Source organism: Alicyclobacillus contaminans DSM 17975, assembly GCF_000429525.1.
GTDB lineage: Bacteria > Bacillota > Bacilli > Alicyclobacillales > Alicyclobacillaceae > Alicyclobacillus_A > Alicyclobacillus_A contaminans.
Map to the genome: position 1 here is coordinate 1 of NZ_AUCA01000051.1, position 17,133 is coordinate 17,133.

The 17,133-nt window shown below is 58.7% G+C and carries 17 protein-coding genes and 1 pseudogene; 2 read left to right on the forward strand and 16 right to left on the reverse strand.

The window, feature by feature from the left end; genetic code table 11:
* Positions 1-37: 37 nt before the first annotated feature.
* The 9 genes from G463_RS0114965 to G463_RS0115005 form a co-directional block, all read right to left on the reverse strand.
* The gene (locus G463_RS0114965) at positions 38-223 is read right to left on the reverse strand and encodes a VOC family protein (RefSeq protein ID WP_026975813.1); all 186 of its coding nucleotides are present in this window, start codon (positions 221-223) and stop codon (positions 38-40) included.
* 99 nt (positions 224-322) lie between these two features.
* Positions 323-1,282: an amidohydrolase family protein gene (locus tag G463_RS0114970; protein WP_026975814.1), complete on the reverse strand. Its 960-nt coding sequence runs from the start codon at positions 1,280-1,282 to the stop codon at positions 323-325.
* Between the two features lie 26 nt (positions 1,283-1,308).
* Positions 1,309-1,500 (reverse strand): 4-oxalocrotonate tautomerase, encoded by a 192-nt coding sequence (locus G463_RS0114975; protein ID WP_026975815.1) that lies wholly within the window; start codon positions 1,498-1,500, stop codon positions 1,309-1,311.
* A 16-nt stretch (positions 1,501-1,516) separates the two neighbouring features.
* Positions 1,517-2,290: a 2-keto-4-pentenoate hydratase gene (locus G463_RS0114980; protein ID WP_026975816.1), complete on the reverse strand. Its 774-nt coding sequence runs from the start codon at positions 2,288-2,290 to the stop codon at positions 1,517-1,519.
* An 18-nt stretch (positions 2,291-2,308) separates the two neighbouring features.
* Positions 2,309-3,325 (reverse strand): 4-hydroxy-2-oxovalerate aldolase, encoded by a 1,017-nt coding sequence (gene dmpG / locus G463_RS0114985; protein WP_026975817.1) that lies wholly within the window; start codon positions 3,323-3,325, stop codon positions 2,309-2,311.
* Between the two features lie 13 nt (positions 3,326-3,338).
* On the reverse strand, positions 3,339-4,223 hold the full coding sequence (locus G463_RS0114990) for an acetaldehyde dehydrogenase (acetylating) (RefSeq protein WP_026975818.1): 885 nt from the start codon (positions 4,221-4,223) through the stop codon (positions 3,339-3,341).
* Positions 4,224-4,248: 25 nt separating this feature from the next.
* Positions 4,249-5,031, reverse strand: coding sequence for a 2-keto-4-pentenoate hydratase (locus tag G463_RS0114995; protein ID WP_026975819.1), 783 nt, complete (start codon positions 5,029-5,031; stop codon positions 4,249-4,251).
* 12 nt (positions 5,032-5,043) lie between these two features.
* Positions 5,044-6,480, reverse strand: a complete 1,437-nt coding sequence (locus G463_RS0115000) for an aldehyde dehydrogenase (RefSeq protein WP_026975820.1) — start codon at positions 6,478-6,480, stop codon at positions 5,044-5,046.
* Positions 6,481-6,557: 77 nt separating this feature from the next.
* A complete protein-coding gene (locus G463_RS0115005) occupies positions 6,558-7,364 on the reverse strand; it encodes a DODA-type extradiol aromatic ring-opening family dioxygenase (RefSeq protein ID WP_026975821.1) in 807 nt (268 codons plus the stop codon).
* Positions 7,365-7,541: 177 nt separating this feature from the next.
* Here G463_RS0115005 and G463_RS0115010 point away from each other — a divergent pair, with 177 nt between their 5' ends.
* The gene (locus tag G463_RS0115010; protein WP_026975822.1) at positions 7,542-8,327 is read left to right on the forward strand and encodes an IclR family transcriptional regulator; all 786 of its coding nucleotides are present in this window, start codon (positions 7,542-7,544) and stop codon (positions 8,325-8,327) included.
* A gap of 62 nt (positions 8,328-8,389) precedes the next feature.
* Here G463_RS0115010 and G463_RS0115015 read toward each other — a convergent pair whose 3' ends face one another.
* From G463_RS0115015 to G463_RS0115030, 4 genes are all read right to left on the reverse strand, one after another.
* Positions 8,390-9,850, reverse strand: coding sequence for an aldehyde dehydrogenase family protein (locus G463_RS0115015; RefSeq protein WP_026975823.1), 1,461 nt, complete (start codon positions 9,848-9,850; stop codon positions 8,390-8,392).
* A 39-nt stretch (positions 9,851-9,889) separates the two neighbouring features.
* Complete coding sequence (locus tag G463_RS0115020) at positions 9,890-11,122, reverse strand: 4-hydroxybenzoate 3-monooxygenase (RefSeq protein ID WP_026975824.1); 1,233 nt, start codon at positions 11,120-11,122, stop codon at positions 9,890-9,892.
* A 239-nt stretch (positions 11,123-11,361) separates the two neighbouring features.
* Complete coding sequence (locus tag G463_RS0115025; protein WP_026975825.1) at positions 11,362-11,988, reverse strand: CAP domain-containing protein; 627 nt, start codon at positions 11,986-11,988, stop codon at positions 11,362-11,364.
* 200 nt (positions 11,989-12,188) lie between these two features.
* A complete protein-coding gene (locus tag G463_RS0115030; protein WP_026975826.1) occupies positions 12,189-13,358 on the reverse strand; it encodes an iron-containing alcohol dehydrogenase in 1,170 nt (389 codons plus the stop codon).
* A 181-nt stretch (positions 13,359-13,539) separates the two neighbouring features.
* Between G463_RS0115030 and G463_RS0115035 the strand changes: the two genes are divergently transcribed.
* A complete protein-coding gene (locus G463_RS0115035; protein WP_035487529.1) occupies positions 13,540-14,829 on the forward strand; it encodes a BaiN/RdsA family NAD(P)/FAD-dependent oxidoreductase in 1,290 nt (429 codons plus the stop codon).
* 30 nt (positions 14,830-14,859) lie between these two features.
* On the opposite strand, the gene G463_RS0115040 is transcribed toward G463_RS0115035, so the two are convergent.
* The 3 genes and pseudogenes from G463_RS0115040 to G463_RS20740 all read right to left on the reverse strand — a co-directional run.
* Positions 14,860-15,597: a hypothetical protein gene (locus G463_RS0115040; RefSeq protein ID WP_026975828.1), complete on the reverse strand. Its 738-nt coding sequence runs from the start codon at positions 15,595-15,597 to the stop codon at positions 14,860-14,862.
* 28 nt (positions 15,598-15,625) lie between these two features.
* Positions 15,626-16,252 carry a hypothetical protein gene (locus G463_RS0115045; RefSeq protein ID WP_026975829.1) on the reverse strand — a complete coding sequence of 209 codons (627 nt, stop codon included), beginning with the start codon at positions 16,250-16,252 and terminating at the stop codon, positions 15,626-15,628.
* Positions 16,253-16,697: 445 nt separating this feature from the next.
* Positions 16,698-17,133, reverse strand: a pseudogene (locus tag G463_RS20740) (ISLre2 family transposase); the annotation flags it as partial.

Sequence of the window (17,133 nt, forward strand, 5' to 3'; positions counted from 1 at the left end):
GCAGCGTGAGACGGTTTTTATCTGAATTGTAAATCTATCATCTCTTTCTTAAAAGCCATCCCATCTGTCTTGACAATGTGGGGTTCAATACGGAATCGCCGTCTTCCTCAACGACTTCCAGACCCATGACGTCGGTGAAAAAAGCGAGGCTCTCGTCGTACTTGGGTGTCAACAGCTCCACATGGCCAAGATGGGCCACGTCAAACGAAAGTTCCTGAGCCATCTCTGTCCCATCCCTCCTTTTCAGTCTCCGTGGCATCCACTTGAAGTCTCGACCTGCTCTCATTCTACATCATCAACAATATTGTTAACAATATTGTTTTCAAACTTGTTTTGCATTGGCGCCAATTCCGAGAAATTCGCGCACAGCCTCGTCGCTCGCCGGTGCTGGCGGCCAGGTTTTCAGGTCGAACGGATAGTCCGATCCAGGCAGCACCCGCTCCTCCCCCACCAGCGTTTGCAGATAGCTCAGCGCGGCCTCGTGCCACAACACGTTGTCGTACCAGAATCTCTTCAGGTACCCTTCCGGCGAATCCTGCAGCGAAGAGGAAACCTGCGGCCACACCGCATGCCCCTGGTTGAGCCGCCCAACCTGATACGGCAGAAATCCACCGCCGTGAGCAAGCAGCAGTTTCGCGTTGGGATAGGCGTCCAAAATGCCGCCGAGCACCAGATCCAGCGCAGCAATGGTCGTCTCCCACGGGATGCCAATCAGATTCGGCATCATCTTGCGCTGAATTCGAGGATCTTCGTTGAGCAGCGGGTGAATGAAGACGACAGCGCCGTGGTCGTTCGCCGCTTCCCAAAACGGAGTGAACCGCGGATTGCTCAGCAATATCCCGTTGTGTCCCGGGCCGATGATGACGCCTTTGAGTCCCTGGGACATCGCCGCCTCCAACTCCCTCGCAGCCGCCTCCGGATGGTTCAACGGCACCGTGCCTAACCCGGACAGCCTGTCTCCGTGCGCCTGAATCCACAGAGCCAGTTCTCGGTTGTACACGCTGCTCAATTCGCTCGTCGCTTCCGGCGGAAAATCGTACAGGAACAGCTGGGGAATGGGCGATACCAGCGTGTGTCCAATGCCCGCCGCGCGCTGAGCGGCCAGGTACTCGTTCGCGTCGTAAAAAGCGCGTTTCAACTCGAAAGACCATCGGTGATTCACCGTTAAGAACGGTTCTTTCTCCACCGCGCGCTGTTCCCACACCGCATGCACCGTATTCGCGTGGGTTTTGAGCCAGCGCAGCACCGCTTCGGGGACGAAATGGGAATGCACGTCGTACACGGGTTCCACCTCCCTTCTGAAATCCATCACTTGGACGAATCCGCCTTCGTGACACCGCCCACTCCCCAGTGCGCCGCGGGCACCTCGTAGAGGAGCACCCGCACTGCTCCGGGATTCGCGTCGAGCGTATGGACAACCGCCTCGGTGACCGCTTCAATGAGGCGTTTCTTGGCTTCCTGCGGACGGCCTTCCAGGATGCTAATCTGTACCAGCGGCATCTGTCTCTCCTCCGTTTCACGCGTGAATCATCAGATGGATTTCGCCCATGCCATCGAAAGCCACGGAAATGTCATCCCCATCGTGCACGTGGATGGCTTCCGTGATACCGCCGGTCAACACCACCATCCCGGGTTCAATGGCCCTGCCAATCCGGCTCAACATGCGCACCTGCTCCACCACCGACAGCACGGGATGGCCGAGCACCGCGGCGCCTGCCCCGGTTTGTTCCACCGCGCCGTTTCGCGTCATGACCACGCCCACCTGATTCAACGCGAACTGATACGGCGAGTAGGCCTGCGGAAAGAGATAAAATTTGGCGCTGGACGCGTTATCGGCAATTACATCCACCAAAGTGAACGAGAAATTTCGGTACCGACTGTCAATCACCTCCACGGCCGGCACCACGCACTCGGTCGCGAGCCACACATCCCTCGCGGTGACATCCTCGCCCGCGAGTCTGCGCTTGAACACAAACGCGATTTCCGGTTCAATTCTCGGATGGATGAGACCGGACAGAGAAAGTTCCGGAGACGACAACTCCATGGATTTCAGAAGATGCCCGTAGATGGCCTCCTCCACGCCCACCGATTGCTGCTTCGCCTTGCTGGTCAGCCCCATCTTCCAGCCAATCAGCGCATCACCCGCCGCGAGATAACGATGAATCAAACGCTGTTGAATGGCGTACGCGTCGGCGACAGTAAGCCCTTCATACCGCTCGGTGATTTTCTCCAACGCCTGGGCGTTCACCTGATGTCTATGAATTTCCTCGGCAATAGCGTCCAGTGACAAAGGACTCCCTCCCACAAATCACTTTTCCTGCGCGATGGCGTAGGCGACATCCACAATCATGTCCTCCTGGCCCCCCACGACTTTCCGGCGCCCTAGTTCGACCAGGATGTCGCGCGCGTCCACCCCAAACTGTTCCGCCGCGCGGTTCGCATGCAGCAGGAAGCTCGAATAGACCCCCGCGTACCCCAGGGTCAAACTTGCCTTGTCGGTCACTATCGGGCGGTGCATCCGGGGCCGAACGATATTCTCCGCCGCGTCCATCACGGAGTACAACTGCACGCCGGTGTCGATGCCGTACTTCTCGCAAGCGGCGACGAACACTTCCAACGGCGTGTTGCCTGCGCCGGCGCCCAAACCGCAAAGGCTCGCGTCAATGCGCGCCGCCCCTTCTTCCACTGCGGCGATGGAGTTCGCGACCGAGACGCCCAAATTGTTGTGGGCGTGGAACCCCACTTCCACGTCCGACGGCAGGCCGTCGCGCAGCGCCGACACTTTGCGGCGCACTTCATCCATCAACATGGCCCCCGCCGAATCCACGATGTACACAGCATGGGCCCCGTACGACGCCATCTTTCTCCCTTCCTCCACCAGCACGGAAGCCGGGGTCATGTGGGACAGCATCAGGAATCCCACCGTCTCAAGGCCCAGCTTGCGCGCTTCTTCGATGTGCTGGGCAGAAATGTCCGCTTCCGTGGAATGCGTCGCGACGCGAACCGCCTGCACACCACAGGCCACCGCCCGCTTCAGGTCTTCCACGGTGCCGATGCCTGGCAGCAGCAGCGCGGCGACCTTCGACGACCGGACCACCTCGCACACCGCGCGCAGATAGTCCTCCTCGGTTTCCTTGGCAAAACCGTATTGAATGGAGCTGCCCCCCAGCCCATCGCCGTGGGTGGCCTCAATCAACGCAACGCCCGTGCCGTCCAGCGCCGACGCAATCGCCCGCGCGTCCTCGGTGCTGAACTGGTGCCGAACCGCATGCATCCCGTCCCGCAGCGTCACATCCGTCAACCGGATTTGGTACTTGTACGCCATGATGCCTTCCCCCTCACTTCTTGACAGCCATCCGGTGCTTGGCGAATTCCTCGCCAAACTTGACGGCTGCGGCGGTCATGATGTCCAAATTGCCTGCGTAGACCGGCAGATAATCGCCGAGTCCCTCCACCTCAATGGAGACGCTGACCAATTCATCCTGGAAGATTGGCTCCCGATTCAATCGGTAACCCGGCACGTACGTCTGCACCTGCTGCACCATCTCGTGGATGGACTCGCGCACCCGCTCCCTGGTGTTTGCATCGGCGGCGTCCATCACGCAGTAGATGGTGTCCCGCATCAGGATGGGCGGTTCCGCCGGGTTGAGGATAATGATGGCCTTCCCCTGGCGTGCGCCGCCAATCACCTCCAGCGCTCGCGCCGTGGTTTGTGTGAATTCATCGATGTTGGCGCGAGTACCAGGCCCCGCGCTTCGGCTGGCGATGGTCGCCACAATCTCCGCGTAGGACACGCCCACCACGCGGCTCACCGCATGGACAATGGGCACCGTGGCCTGTCCGCCGCAGGTCACCATGTTGACGTTTGGAGAGTTCAGGTGCTCCTGCAGGTTGACCGCCGCAATCACGTACGGTCCGCGCGCCGCCGGCGTCAGGTCAATCGCCTGAATGCCCGCTTCCCGCAGCAGTTTGGCATGACGCACGTGCGCCTTCGCGCTGGTCGCGTCAAACACCATGTCCGGCCGAGCGCCCTTGTCGAGGACCGCAGCCAAACCTTCCGAAGAAACTTCCAGTCCCGCGTCCTTGGCGCGGCGCAATCCGTCCGAATCGGGATCAATCCCAATCATCCACCGAGGCTCAATCCATTCACTGCGCATCAGCTTGATCATCAGGTCGGTGCCAATATTGCCGGATCCGACAATCGCAGCGGTCAATTTCGTCATGGGCTACACCTCCAAGTCAGCCTCGTCACGGCGAACGAAGCGTGAATTCCACGCGACCCAATTTTCCAAAGTTGAGAAGAATGTGATCTCCGGGCCGCACCGGCACAGCCGCTGTAACAGCCCCTGACAGAACCACGTGCCCGGCCTTCAGCGTGGTTCCGAGCGACGACAGCTTGTTGGCCAACCAGGCGACGGCCGCGGCGGGATGACCCATCACCGCCGCCGCTGCCCCTGTCTGCACGACCTCGCCATTGACCATCAGCACGGCGCCCGTCGTGGTCAGGTTGGCCGCATGCACATCCGTGCCCACTTCGCCCAGCACAAAACACCCGGATGACGCGTTGTCCGCAATCGTGTCCGCCAATCGAATCTTCCAATCGGCAATCCGGCTGTCAATCACCTCAATCGCCGGGACCACATGGCTCGTGGCGCGGAGCACATCCTGGACATCCACACCGGGGCCCGGCAGGTCCTCTTTCAAAAGGAACGCCAATTCCGGTTCGACCTTCGGTTGAATCAACGGATGGTCCACCGGATGACCGGATGTGTAGCGCATGGAGGAAAAGAGGTGGCCGAAGTCGGGTTCGCCCACGCCCAACTGGCGTTGCATCGGCTTGCTGGTCAGTCCAATTTTGTGGCCGACAATCCGATCGCCGCCTCCAACCTTCTTCTCCACGTTGAGCATCTGTATGCCGTACGCCGTCTCCATCGACATCTCCGGCAAATCTTCGGTGATGGGCGCGATGACCGTTCTCTCCTGCTCCGCCCGATACAGCCGTTCGGCGATTTCCGCCATCCGCTGTTCCATCCTCGGCACCTCCTACAGCTTCACGCACACGTTTTTCAATTCCGAGAAGAATTCGAAGCTGTGCACACCGCCCTCGCGGCCGATGCCACTTTCCTTCATGCCGCCGAACGGCGTTCGCAGGTCGCGTAAGAACCACGTGTTAATCCATATCACGCCGGCCTCGAGTTCTCCGGCCACCCGGTGAGCCCGCTTCAGGTTCGTGGTCCAGATGGTGGCGGACAGTCCGTAGTTGGTGTCGTTGGCCAGTTCAATCACCTCTTCCTCCGTGTCGAACGGCTGGACGGTCACCACCGGCCCGAATACTTCCTGACGCGTGATTTCGCACGACGAATCGACATCCACAATGATGGTGGGTTCGAAGAACGCGCCGCGCAAAAGGTGCGCGGGCCGCTTCCCGCCGAGCAGAATGCGCCCGCCCTGCGCGACCGCCCGTTCCACAAATCCGCGCACGCGCTCCAGGTGCTCCTCGCTGACGAGTGCGCCGACGTTCGTATCCGGATGCATGGGGTCTCCCACGACCAACTGCTTGGCCCGTTCCACCAAACGCTCCACGAACGTCCCGTACAGTGGTCGTTCCACATAAATCCGCGATCCGCACAGACACACTTCGCCCTGGTTGACAAAGCTGGATCGGATGGTGGTCTCGAGAGCATCCTCCAAATCCGCATCGGCGAAGATGATGTTGGGATTTTTCCCGCCCAACTCGAAGGACAGGCGCTTCAAGGTTCCCGCGGCCGCACGCATCACCGCCTTGCCGGTGGTGGTCTCACCGGTCAGCGAAATGAGGTCCACATCCGGATGTTCGGTCAGCGCGGAACCCGCCGCGTCCGGCCCGAACCCGTGCACCACGTTCAGCACCCCGTCCGGCAGGCCCGCCTGCTGGCAAATCTCGGCCAACTTGGTCGCGGTCATCGGCGTTAATTCAGCCGGTTTGATCACGCACGTATTCCCCGCCGCCAAACACGGCGCCACTTTCCACGTCAGCAGAAACAGCGGCAAATTCCACGGCGAGATGAGGCCGGCCACCCCCACCGGTCTGCGCAGCGCGTAGTTGAGCGCCACGCCCTCCATTTCAAAGGTCTCCGTGCTCAGCCCTTTCACGAAGTCTGCGAAAAACCGGAAGTTGTAGGCGGACCTCGGAATATCCAACGTTTTCGACAGCGTCAGCGGCTTGCCGGTGTCCATGGTCTCCAACAGGGCCAACGTCTCCAGGTTTTCATCAATCCGTTGCGCAATCCGGTGCAGAATCGCCGCCCGCTCAGCTGCGGACGTCTTCCCCCATGTCTTGAACGCCCGCCGGGCCGCGGCGACGGCGGCGTCAACTTCCGCCGGGCCGCCTTCCGCCACCACGCCAATCACCTCGCCCGTCGCCGGATTGACGTTGTCAAACGTACGTCCGTTGGCAGATTCCACAAATTTTCCATCAATAAAGTGCAAGACTTTCTCCATGGCTCTGTCTTCCTCTCCTCATGATGTGACCTCATCCATCCGCTTTCCCAACGGCACGCGCATCAGGCGGAGTAACCTCACCCCGCGTAGCGGATGGTGAGCACCGGATTGCCCGATCCGGACGATGGACCGTAACCGTGCAGCTGTCCCCGGAAGCGATTGCGCAGCACTCCAAGGAGGACGGCCACGTGTCGTCCGCCCGCTTCCACGCCCGCTGCCCGGACGTACGAGGGCAGCATCGATACGGCCGAATCTCTGTCGCCATTGACCAGGTGGCTGCAAAACTCCCGGTCCAGCGCCTGCTCCGTGATATTCGGCCAGAGTTCCGGACCGCGAAACAGGTTATGCGCCAACGCGCCGCTGGCCAGAAACACCACGCGCAGCGGCGTTTCGTCAAACACCTCGCCGAGTACGCGCCCCCACTCCATTGATTCTTCGAGCGACGCGGCCCAACAAACGGACAGGTTGATCACCGGGGTGTCCTTGCGCTTGATCAAGTACCGCAGGGGCACCACCGTGCCGTAATCCCAGGTGTAGGTCGGATCGTCAATCCCCACGACGGAAAGCCCAGCAGCCTTGCCCGCCTCCACCATCCGCCGGCCGAGCTCCGGGTGGCCCGGATGGTCGTAGGGCACGTCTGAAATCAGATCCGGACACTCGACGGCGGTCAAGATCCCTTGATGTCTCGGCGTAATGTCGACATAATGAAAGAAGCTTGTCATCCAGTGGCATGAAATCAGCACAATCACGTCGGGGTTCAACGCTTCGATGGCGTCCGCGCACCGATACATGGCTTCCACCATGGGTTTCTGAAAGTCCGGTACTTTGTCTGGAAAGCAAATGCGAGGCGTATGCGGCGTAATCATGGCCAATTCCAAGCTCATACGATTCACTCCTTTGCTCAGGTGGAACGTGACTGTCCCGATACGTTTTCCCAGAACCTTCATTATGACGGTCATGGTAGCATCGAGGAAGCGTTTACACTACGTTGAAGTTTCTCTATACGGAACAAACCGAAATTTCCGTTAGAAACGCAGCGTACGAACAGGAGGATTGAGAACATGCCAGCAGCCGGGGACTGCAGGACGCTGTCGTCGCTGAAGAACGCATTGCAGGTGCTCAAGTGCTTCACCATGGACGAGCCGGAAAAAGGCGTGACCGAAATCGCGCAGGCCCTCGGACTGTCCAAGAGCACGGTTCATCGTATCATGACGACGCTCGCCGGGGACGGCATCGTGCGCCGCGATGAACACACGCGCCGCTACCGCCTCGGATTGTCCGTGCTGAGTTTGGCGGGCATCATCATGTCCAACCTCGAAATTTATCGAGAAGGACAACATCTTCTGGAGGAATTCGTGAACCGCTTCGATGAAACCGTCCACCTGGCCGTGCTCGAGGACTACTCCACCGTCTACGTCAGCAAGTTGGAATGCAAACATCCTACGAAGATTCTCACGCACCTCGGGCGAAAAAATCCGCTGTACTGCACCAGTTCGGGCAAAGCGATTCTGGCGTTTCAATCGGACGAAATGATTGAAGAGGTGATTCGCCGCGGATTGCAGCGATTCACCCGGAACACCATCACAGATCCGGATACATTGCGCGAACACCTGGCGCACATTCGCGAGGTCGGATACGCAACCAGTCACGGCGAGCTGCGTGAAGGCGTGCACTCGGTGGCGGTCCCGGTCCGCGATTACACGCGGGAGGTGATTGGCGCTGTCACGGTCGTGGGCCCTGCGGAACGATTCACGGCGCAGAAGATGGCGTCGTTCGCCCGGACGCTGGAAACCATGGGCAAGGAGATCTCCAGCCGCCTGGGCTACTATGAACGGCGCCGGAGATGAGGCTGCTCTTCCGTGACTGCCTCAAGCCCCAATCTCCGCGATGGCGTGCTTCGTGGGCGACATCAAATCGGATAACTCCGCCTCTCATGCTGGATGGAGATCCACTTCACCGTGGTGAATTCCTCCAGCGCCCACTCGCCGTTGTACCGTCCAATGCCCGATGCCTTCTCGCCGCCAAACGCGACCAGCGGCTCATCGTTGACGGTGCCGTCGTTCACATGCACCATCCCTGACTCAATCCGCATGGCCACCGCCACCCCGCGCTCCACACTCTGCGTGTGCACGGCGCCGCTCAAACCGAAGTCGCTGTGATTCGCAATTCGAATGGCCTCCTCCTCCGAATCCACCGGAATCACCGCGAGCACCGGACCGAACATTTCCTGGCGGGCGCACGCCATCTCTTCGGTCACGTCGGTGAGCACAATGGGACCCACCACGTTGCCTTCCACCGGCCCGCGATACGCAACCTTCGCCCCCTGCGCCACGCTCTCTTCGACCACGCGCAGCACGGCGTCCACCTGACGGCGGTGGATGAGCGGTCCAATCACAGTATCCTTGTCGAGCGGATTACCGCACTGGAGAGACGCCACTCTGTCCACCAGCCGCGCCACGAACTCGTCGTACACGGCCCGCTGGACGATGGCTCGGTTCGCGCACATGCAGATCTGCCCCTGGTGTGTGAAGCGGCTGAACACCGTGGCGTCCACCGCCTGTTCGAGGTTCGCGTCGTCCAACACAATCAGCGCGCTGTTGCCGCCCAACTCCAGGGCAACGCGTTTGAGATGGCGCGACGCCACCTCACCGATGTGGCGCCCCACCGGGGTGGATCCGGTGAAGGAAATGACTCGGGGAACCGGATGCTCGATGAACGCGTCGCCAATCTGACCAATTTCCGTGACAATCACGTTGAGCACGCCCTTCGGCAACCCGGCCTCTTCGAAGAGTTTGGCAATCAGCGTACCGCCGACGATGGCCGACGCCTCATTGGGTTTCAGGACCACGCCATTGCCGCAGGCCAACGCCGGGGCGACGGCGCGCATGCTCAAGCAGAACGGAAAATTGAACGGGCTGATCACACCGACCACGCCAACCGGCAAACGGAGCAGGCGATTCTCCTTCCCCGGGATGGTGGACGGCAGGATGCGCCCCTCCATCCGCAGCGGATACGTCGCCGCTTCGCGCAGGGTGTTCTTGACCAGCATCACCTCAATCATTGCCTTGACGAACGTCCCGCCAATCTCCTCGGCAATCCATCGGACGATGTCTTCGGTATTCTCGTCGATGATGCGAACCACTCGTTCAAACAGATCCCGCTTCTCAAACGGGTTCACCTTCGCCCACGCCAACTGAGCGCGCTCAGCCGCCCGATACGCCAGGTCCACGTCCTCCACCGAAGCCATTCGAAATTCTGCCACCACCGAGTCGTCGTACGGATTTTGGTCCAGGTAGACCTTACCGCTCTGTCCATCCCGCCACACGCCATCAATGTATTGCTTGTTCAATGCCTGGATATCCAATCCCATATCGATTTCTCCTCCCAATCGGTCCTTCCGCCGCTGGATTCAGTGCCCCGCGACCGCCGCCGTCACCGGGGCCGGGGCCTCCCATTCAATGGGCAATCCCACATAGTTTTCCGCAATGGTCTGCGCGCCTACGACCGACGATGTGACATAATCCAGTTCCGCCAACTGCACCCGCTCCTCAAAGGGCGAATGCGACGGAAAGCGATGCAACAGCGAGGTCATGTAATTGGAGAATCGCTCCGCCTTCCACACCCGTCGCAGGCAGATGTTTGAATATGCCTGGAGTAAATCAGATCGATTTCGCCTGTAGAACGCCGCAATCCCCCTCGCCAGCACACACACATCCGAGATGGCCAGATTCAGGCCCTTGGCCCCCGTCGGTGGCACGATGTGCGCCGCGTCGCCAGCCAGAAAGAGGCGGCCGTACTGCATGGGTTCGACCACAAAACTGCGCATCGCCACAATGTTTTTTTGAAAAATCCTCCCTTCTTTCAGCGTCCATCCGTCGTGGGTCGCCAGACGCGCGTGCAGTTCCGACCAGATGCGGTCATCCGACCACTCCCGAATGTCGTCCGTGGCGTCCACCTGTAAATACAAACGCTGAACTTCCGGGGATCTTGTGCTGACCAGGGCAAACCCCCGCTCGTGGCGGCAATAGATGAGCTCTTCCGAAGACGGCGGCGCTTCCACCAAAACTCCCAGCCACCCCATGGGAAAGCTCTTCTGGTATTCCCTGCGGGCGGAGGCAGGAATGGTTAGGCGGCTGGGCCCGTGAAATCCGTCGCAGCCCGCGACAAAGTCGCACACCAACTCCTCCAGTTCTCCGTCCGCGTGCCGTCGGAAGCGAATTTTCGGAGAATCTGTGTCGATGTCGTGAAGCTGCACATCCCTCACCGTGAACCGCAAGTCCCCGCCGCTTTTCAAGCGCGCCTCGATGAGATCGATGAGCACCTCGTGCTGCGCGTACACCATCACGTGCTTGCCGCCGGTGAGATGATGCAGGTTAATTCGGTGCCCCTGCCCATTGAAGCGAAACTCGATGCCGCGGTGCACCTGTCCCTCCCTGTCCATTCGCGCACCGACGCCACTTTCGCGCAGGACATCCACGGTGCCCTGCTCCAGAACCCCCGCCCGAATGGTCCCTTCAACCTCTTCCTTCGTGCGCGCTTCCAAAACCACCGACTCAATTCCTTGCAGGTGCAACAAATGCGCCAGCATCAATCCGGCCGGACCTGCTCCGATAATTCCGACCTGCGTCCGTTGTGTACGCATCCACATGTCCCTCCCCGGCAAAACCCAGATTCCACAGCGTTCTCATCGCGGCCCAGGCCCGCTGCCGCCTGCACGGTCCATCGCACCGGCGGTGGAGTTGCAACAAGAAAGCGCTGTCATTTCCAAAATAGCGCACCGTCGGACACTGCAAAAGACATGTGTTTTGGTATGCGGAACAGGGATGAAAAAATGCAAAACCGCCCTCCCTGCGTTCGAGGGAAGGGCGGCCCGGCTTTTCGTTATTCGCCGTGTCCAATGAATTCCTGCACCCACACGCCGTGGTCGTACGCGACGCCAATCGTATCGTAGTGGGCGTTCAAAATGTTGGCGCGGTGCCCGGCACTGTTCATCCAATCGTTCATAACCTGTTGCGGCGAGGTTTGTCCTTCCGCAATGTTTTCCCCTGCGTACGTGAACGAAATGCCCGCTTGCTGCATCATATCAAACGGCGATCCGTACGTCGGCGAGATATGGCTGAAATAATGGTTCGCGTACATATCCGACGCTTTCTCGTAAGCGATTGCGGACAGCTTGCTGTCGAGCGTCAGCGGCTTCAGTCCGGCCTTTGCGCGCGCCTGGTTCACCAGCTGCGCAACTGTCACCGCGTACTGTTGCGCGGTGGAACTCGCTGTGGTCGAAGTCGCCGAACTCGGCAACTGAATCTTCTCACCCACCCAAATCACATTTGGATTCTGGATTTGTGGATTCGCCTGAAGCGAGGCGTTATAGGAAATCCCATGACTTTGGGCGATTTTCCAAAGTGTATCATTCGGTTGAACAACGTAGGTGGTTGCCGCTTCAGCGGGTAGCCCCCATGCAAACAAGGCGACGACGGATGTGACGGCAGCCAAAATGGTTTTTTTCAATCTGCTTACCCCTTTCAAAAAATGTGATAGGCATTAGTTACAGGGTAACGGTTTAACCCCGCTGTGCCTACCAGCAATATCAGGTAAGCTCGGCACTCCATGTGATACATGCCCATTTCCAGGACATGTGCGCAAAAGAGAAGGCCGCCGCCCAACCCTGGGACGACGGCCCGAATCTGTTTTACGTCTCAGAGAAGAGATCACAGGCACTTCTTCAAAATCGCCAACACATCGTCTTTGTGCAACTTCTTGAAATTGCCGATGGGCTGGAACCGGACCGCCTGGGCCGCCATCCGTTCCAGGTTCTCGTCGCCAATCTGGTAATCGGCCAAGCGTGTGGGGGCGCCGATGGACCGGAAGAATTCCCGCACCTTTTCAATCGCAATCTGCGCCAATTCGTTCACCGACTTGCCTTCCGGATTCACGTCGAACACGCGCACGGCCAGGCTCGCGAATCGCTCCGGATTGGCGTCGACCACATACTCCATCCAGTTCGGACAGATGATGGCCAAGCCGCCGCCATGCGGGATGTCGTAGATGGCGCTGATCTCGTGCTCGATGGCATGGCTGGCCCAGTCCCCTTGGAGGCCCATGCTGATCATGCCGTTGAGCGCCATGGTGCTGCAGTACATGATGGTCTCCCGCGCATCGTAATCCGTCGGATTTTCGAGCACCTTGTGCGCGTTCTCGATAATCGTCCGAATGACCGCCTCAATCAAATGCTGCTGCAGCGGTGTGTTGGGCGTGGGGTGGAAATAATGCTCAAAGGAATGCATGAGCATGTCGCAAATGCCGTAGACCGTTTGGTCGCGCGGGACCGAGAACGTATTCTCCGGATCGCAGAAGGAGAATTTGGGGAATGTGTACGGAGCCGCACCGCCGCCAAGTTTCTCCTTGGTCTCCCAGTTGGTGATGACCCCGCCCGCGTTCATTTCCGATCCGGTTGCGGCCAAGGTCAGAATGGTGCCGAGCGGCAGCGCGTCGTGCGCCGTGGCCTTGCGTTGATATACATCCCACACATCGCCGTCGAACTTGGTCCCCATGGCAATGGCCTTGGCGCAGTCCAAAACCGAACCGCCGCCCACGGCGAGCACGAGGTCCACGCCTTCCTTGCGGCAGATGTCAATGCCTTTGTACACAGTGGTCAGACGGGGATTCGGTTCCACGCCTGGCAACTCAAACAACTGGACACCTGCGTCCGTCAGCAGGTTGACCACTTTGTCGTACAGGCCAATTCGCTTGATGCTTCCGCCACCGTACACGAGGAGCACCTTGGATCCATACTTTCTGACTTCTTCCACCAGATGCTGCTCAATTTGCCCCTTCCCGTAATACAGGGTGGTCGGGTTATAGAACTTGAATGGATTCATCCTTTATCCCCTCCTGAATCCGTGTTTTCCTCGAAACCTGCAACACTGCCATCGCCAACCACCTCATATTGTACCGGACTCCCCTGAAATTGCGAAATCCGGCCCGAACCACGTAAACTAAGCAGGACACCATTGCCCGTGTGCAGCGGAATGTGTGACCAATTGGATGGGTGAGACGACGATGAAACCGTACGACGTGATTGTGGTGGGCGGCGGACCCGCCGGGCTGATGGCGAGCATCGCCGCGGCAGTAGCCGGCGCAAACACCTTGCTGGTGGAAAAGGGCAACCGACTGGGCCGCAAGCTGGGCATTTCCGGCGGCGGACGATGCAATGTCACCAACGCGAAGCCCCTACCCGAACTGATGCAGAACATTCCCGGCAACGGACGCTTTCTGCACTCGGCATTGCATCGGTTTTCCAACGAAGATGTGCGCGCCTTCTTTGAAGGCCTGGGCATTCGATTGAAAGAAGAGGATAGAGGACGCGTATTTCCCGTCACGGACAAGGCGTCCACCGTGGTGCAGGCCCTCATCGATAAAGTTGTGGACACGGGCGTGGAGATTTGGGAAGACACCCCGGTCACGGGCCTGATGGCACAGGAGCATTGCATTACAGGTGTCACCACCCGACATCGCGGTGCGATACCCGCGCGGGCGGTGGTCATTGCCACCGGCGGATGCAGCGTTCCGAAAACGGGCAGCACAGGGGACGCGTATCCGTGGGCGCGCAAACTGGGCCACACCATCGTGGAGCCTTACCCGACGGCCGTGCCGCTCACCAGCGACGCACCGTTCATTCGCAGCGGGGCCCTGCAGGGTCTTTCACTGCGCAACACCTCCGTCTCCATCATGGACGAGCGGCGGAAACGGTTGACCACCGAATACGGAGATTTGCTGTTCACCCACTTTGGCCTGAGCGGCCCCGTGGCGCTGCGCTGCAGCCATTACGTGTCCACCGCACTCCGGAAAAATCCAGATGCCAAGTTGACCGCAGTGGTGGACGGGCTTCCCGACCTGTCGCTGGAAGCGTTGCAGCAGACGCTGCGTCAACGCAAGCAAACCGAACCGCTGCGCCATCTGCGCAATGTGTTGTCCGATCTCCTGCCTGATAGACTGGCCCACCAGGTGCTGGACCGAAGCGACGTGCGCGGTGATGCCCCGATGAGCGAGACGGCCAATGCCGCGCTCGAAACCGTGGCGAAAACCACCAAGGCGTTCATCGTACCCATCACCGGGACCTTGCCGCTGGCCCAAGCCACCGTGACGGGCGGAGGCATATCGGTGAAAGAGATAGATCCGCGCACCATGGCGTCCAAGCTGTGCCACGGCCTGTATTTCTGCGGCGAAGTGATGGATGTGCACGCCCATACGGGGGGTTACAACATCACGGTGGCCTTCTCCACCGGTCATCTCGCCGGTACCAGCGCAGCCGAATACGCCCTGGCTGAAGCATCCGTAACCAGGGCGTGAATGCGGCCGTTCCTCAAGGGGACTTTTGTATCAACTGGACGCATCCGTGTAGGCGGCGACGGGCGCTACCTCTGCTTTGCTGACGTCAAATGCTCCATTGAACTGCAGTTGTTCCGCCGTCGCGGATTCCGCGACGGAACCATCCGCATGATAGGTGGCGAACTTCAGAATCATCCCGGTCTGATTGTCCACGACCAGGTCAAACCGGACTTCGCCGCCCTTGGTTGGCATTTGCATGAAATCCGGTGTGTTCCCCTGAAATTCCGTGGCGTTCCGACCGAGATACGTAGTGGACTGAACCTGGGTCACGAGCGATGGATCCAAAAACGTATCCGCGTATTGATTCGGGATCAGGTACTGCCCCATCACCCCGGTGTAGATGCCGCCTTTGGCCACGTTATGGATTTCAAACCGCTTGGTATCGTGATCTATGTCCTCCATCTTCCCAGCACTGAAACGTGATTCAACGTCCCGCGTTCCGGAAGAACGCACCCATGCGGCGGGATTCGAGCCATACCTCACCGCGAACGAAACCGTCGAATGATTTCCGCCGAGCCCCACCAATTGATAGGTCCCGGAAACGCCATCCACTTGCCTGATGGCTTGACTGTCCATCAAGGCCTTCATATTGTTCACCTGAGAAACGACTGCCGGGGAAATCCCCGCGGACGCCGTGGACGTCCATTTCATCAGACCAATCCCGGCACCGAGAAGCACCGAACCTGCCACCACACCCAACAAACGGTGGGAGCGCCGAAGTGATTTCATGGGAAAGCCTCCTTTGCTTTAGGTTTTATTACTCGGGCTGTGATCCTGACTGATTCAACTGTATCGCATCTGCGACCGTGCTAACACTATATATGTTGTCTGCGGGATTGTAATCGTATCCCTCTACTTTGACATTGACACTACCAGACCCGGTCGTGTACACGTAACCCTGTACGCCCGAGTCGGATGGTATCACCCATTTTTCGTAGAGCAAATGCTGATTCACTTGCCCAACATAGTTGTTGTTGATGAAGTAGTGCACATCAGTGCTATCCACGGTCTGATCGGCGTTGTAAACCCACAGATAGTAGTAACTATTCCATACTCCCTTGTCCACTGCATAGTAATTCCAGTAATCCCCCTTGTATCCCGAATCAGTGGTTATTCTCTGGTCCCCCCAGTAACTAGTCACGTAGGATGGGGATGTTCCGAAGTGGCTGCCCCCTGTCTCCCCTTCGGAGTAGGACGATGTGTCGTTGTCAATAATCGCATATGTCCCATAGGCACCTGACTTTATTGGATTTCCCACCCCAGTAACGCCGCCACTTCCCCACGATCCTGAGGTTCCGTAAGCCAGAGCATGAACTGTGAGGGCGGAAGTCGCCGTGGACAGTGCACCTACGGCCAACGTCGAAACAACCTTGGCAATCTTCATAACCTTCTCTCCTTCCGTGCGTCTCGCCCGCACTTGTTTTTGATACCACCGCTCGCCAAAACCATCATTTCTACCTTCACGTCCACAGCACACTTTGATTCTTGACGTGATCACCCCCCACGTCATTCCCAATTCTTTTTCTCAGCACACAGGTAACCGCAGGTTTCATGCGTGCACGTTTAACGACCGCTAATGTCGATGGTAACCCTACTACAGTCAAAACCATCTTTGATAGGAAGCTAGTATTTAAGTAATGGACTATAGAATCGCGTGTGTTATTCTTTTGATTTTTTAATCAATTCTATTGATTCGTCGCCGACTCTCATAACACGGAGGTTTCATATGAGTATGGATAAATTATACACAAGAACTAGAATATTGGTCAAGTGTGATCGTTTTTAAGTCCGTGTCAAGTTTCGGTAGGTAAGACCTCACCGTCAAGCATTTATGCAACTGTGAACGGAGACCGTACCAGCTCCCGCAGGACGTACTTGACCCACGGTCGGCCCGCGTGCGGTCCATCCAGCGCCGGCAGATGTACCTGCAGCCAGTTCTCTGCCGCCTGGCGCTTGCGATCAGCCATATTCCCGCTGGCGAACGCTTGTTTTGGCACCCGGGCCTGATCCTCTTTCTTGGTGCCGTTATCAGCCAAGTGATACGCCTCTCGGTTCGCTCGCACCGCCATGACCCGAACCAGATGGTCAGCCCCTGACGCGCTCCAACGCGCTCCGTGCCGTTTCATCCGCCGTGCAAGGTGGTGGAACACCTGTCCCTCAATCGTCCCGAGGCTAGCAGCAGCCTCCGATGTCACAATTCCGTCCCAGTTGTGATATAGGTACCCTCTCAGCTGCCGCACGCGCTCTTTCACCGGGCCTCGGCTG

What these genes read in the sequence shown, in the direction of transcription:
- G463_RS0114965 (WP_026975813.1), bottom strand. Translation starts at nt 223, where the DNA reads ATGGCTCAGGAACTTTCGTTTGACGTGGCCCATCTTGGCCATGTGGAG.
- G463_RS0114975 (WP_026975815.1), bottom strand. Translation starts at nt 1,500, where the DNA reads ATGCCGCTGGTACAGATTAGCATCCTGGAAGGCCGTCCGCAGGAAGCC.
- dmpG (WP_026975817.1), bottom strand. Translation starts at nt 3,325, where the DNA reads ATGGCGTACAAGTACCAAATCCGGTTGACGGATGTGACGCTGCGGGAC.
- G463_RS0114990 (WP_026975818.1), bottom strand. Translation starts at nt 4,223, where the DNA reads ATGACGAAATTGACCGCTGCGATTGTCGGATCCGGCAATATTGGCACC.
- G463_RS0114995 (WP_026975819.1), bottom strand. Translation starts at nt 5,031, where the DNA reads ATGGAACAGCGGATGGCGGAAATCGCCGAACGGCTGTATCGGGCGGAG.
- G463_RS0115000 (WP_026975820.1), bottom strand. Translation starts at nt 6,480, where the DNA reads ATGGAGAAAGTCTTGCACTTTATTGATGGAAAATTTGTGGAATCTGCC.
- G463_RS0115005 (WP_026975821.1), bottom strand. Translation starts at nt 7,364, where the DNA reads ATGAGCTTGGAATTGGCCATGATTACGCCGCATACGCCTCGCATTTGC.
- G463_RS0115010 (WP_026975822.1), top strand. Translation starts at nt 7,542, where the DNA reads ATGCCAGCAGCCGGGGACTGCAGGACGCTGTCGTCGCTGAAGAACGCA.
- G463_RS0115015 (WP_026975823.1), bottom strand. Translation starts at nt 9,850, where the DNA reads ATGGGATTGGATATCCAGGCATTGAACAAGCAATACATTGATGGCGTG.
- G463_RS0115020 (WP_026975824.1), bottom strand. Translation starts at nt 11,122, where the DNA reads ATGCGTACACAACGGACGCAGGTCGGAATTATCGGAGCAGGTCCGGCC.
- G463_RS0115030 (WP_026975826.1), bottom strand. Translation starts at nt 13,358, where the DNA reads ATGAATCCATTCAAGTTCTATAACCCGACCACCCTGTATTACGGGAAG.
- G463_RS0115035 (WP_035487529.1), top strand. Translation starts at nt 13,540, where the DNA reads ATGAAACCGTACGACGTGATTGTGGTGGGCGGCGGACCCGCCGGGCTG.
- G463_RS0115040 (WP_026975828.1), bottom strand. Translation starts at nt 15,597, where the DNA reads ATGAAATCACTTCGGCGCTCCCACCGTTTGTTGGGTGTGGTGGCAGGT.
- G463_RS0115045 (WP_026975829.1), bottom strand. Translation starts at nt 16,252, where the DNA reads ATGAAGATTGCCAAGGTTGTTTCGACGTTGGCCGTAGGTGCACTGTCC.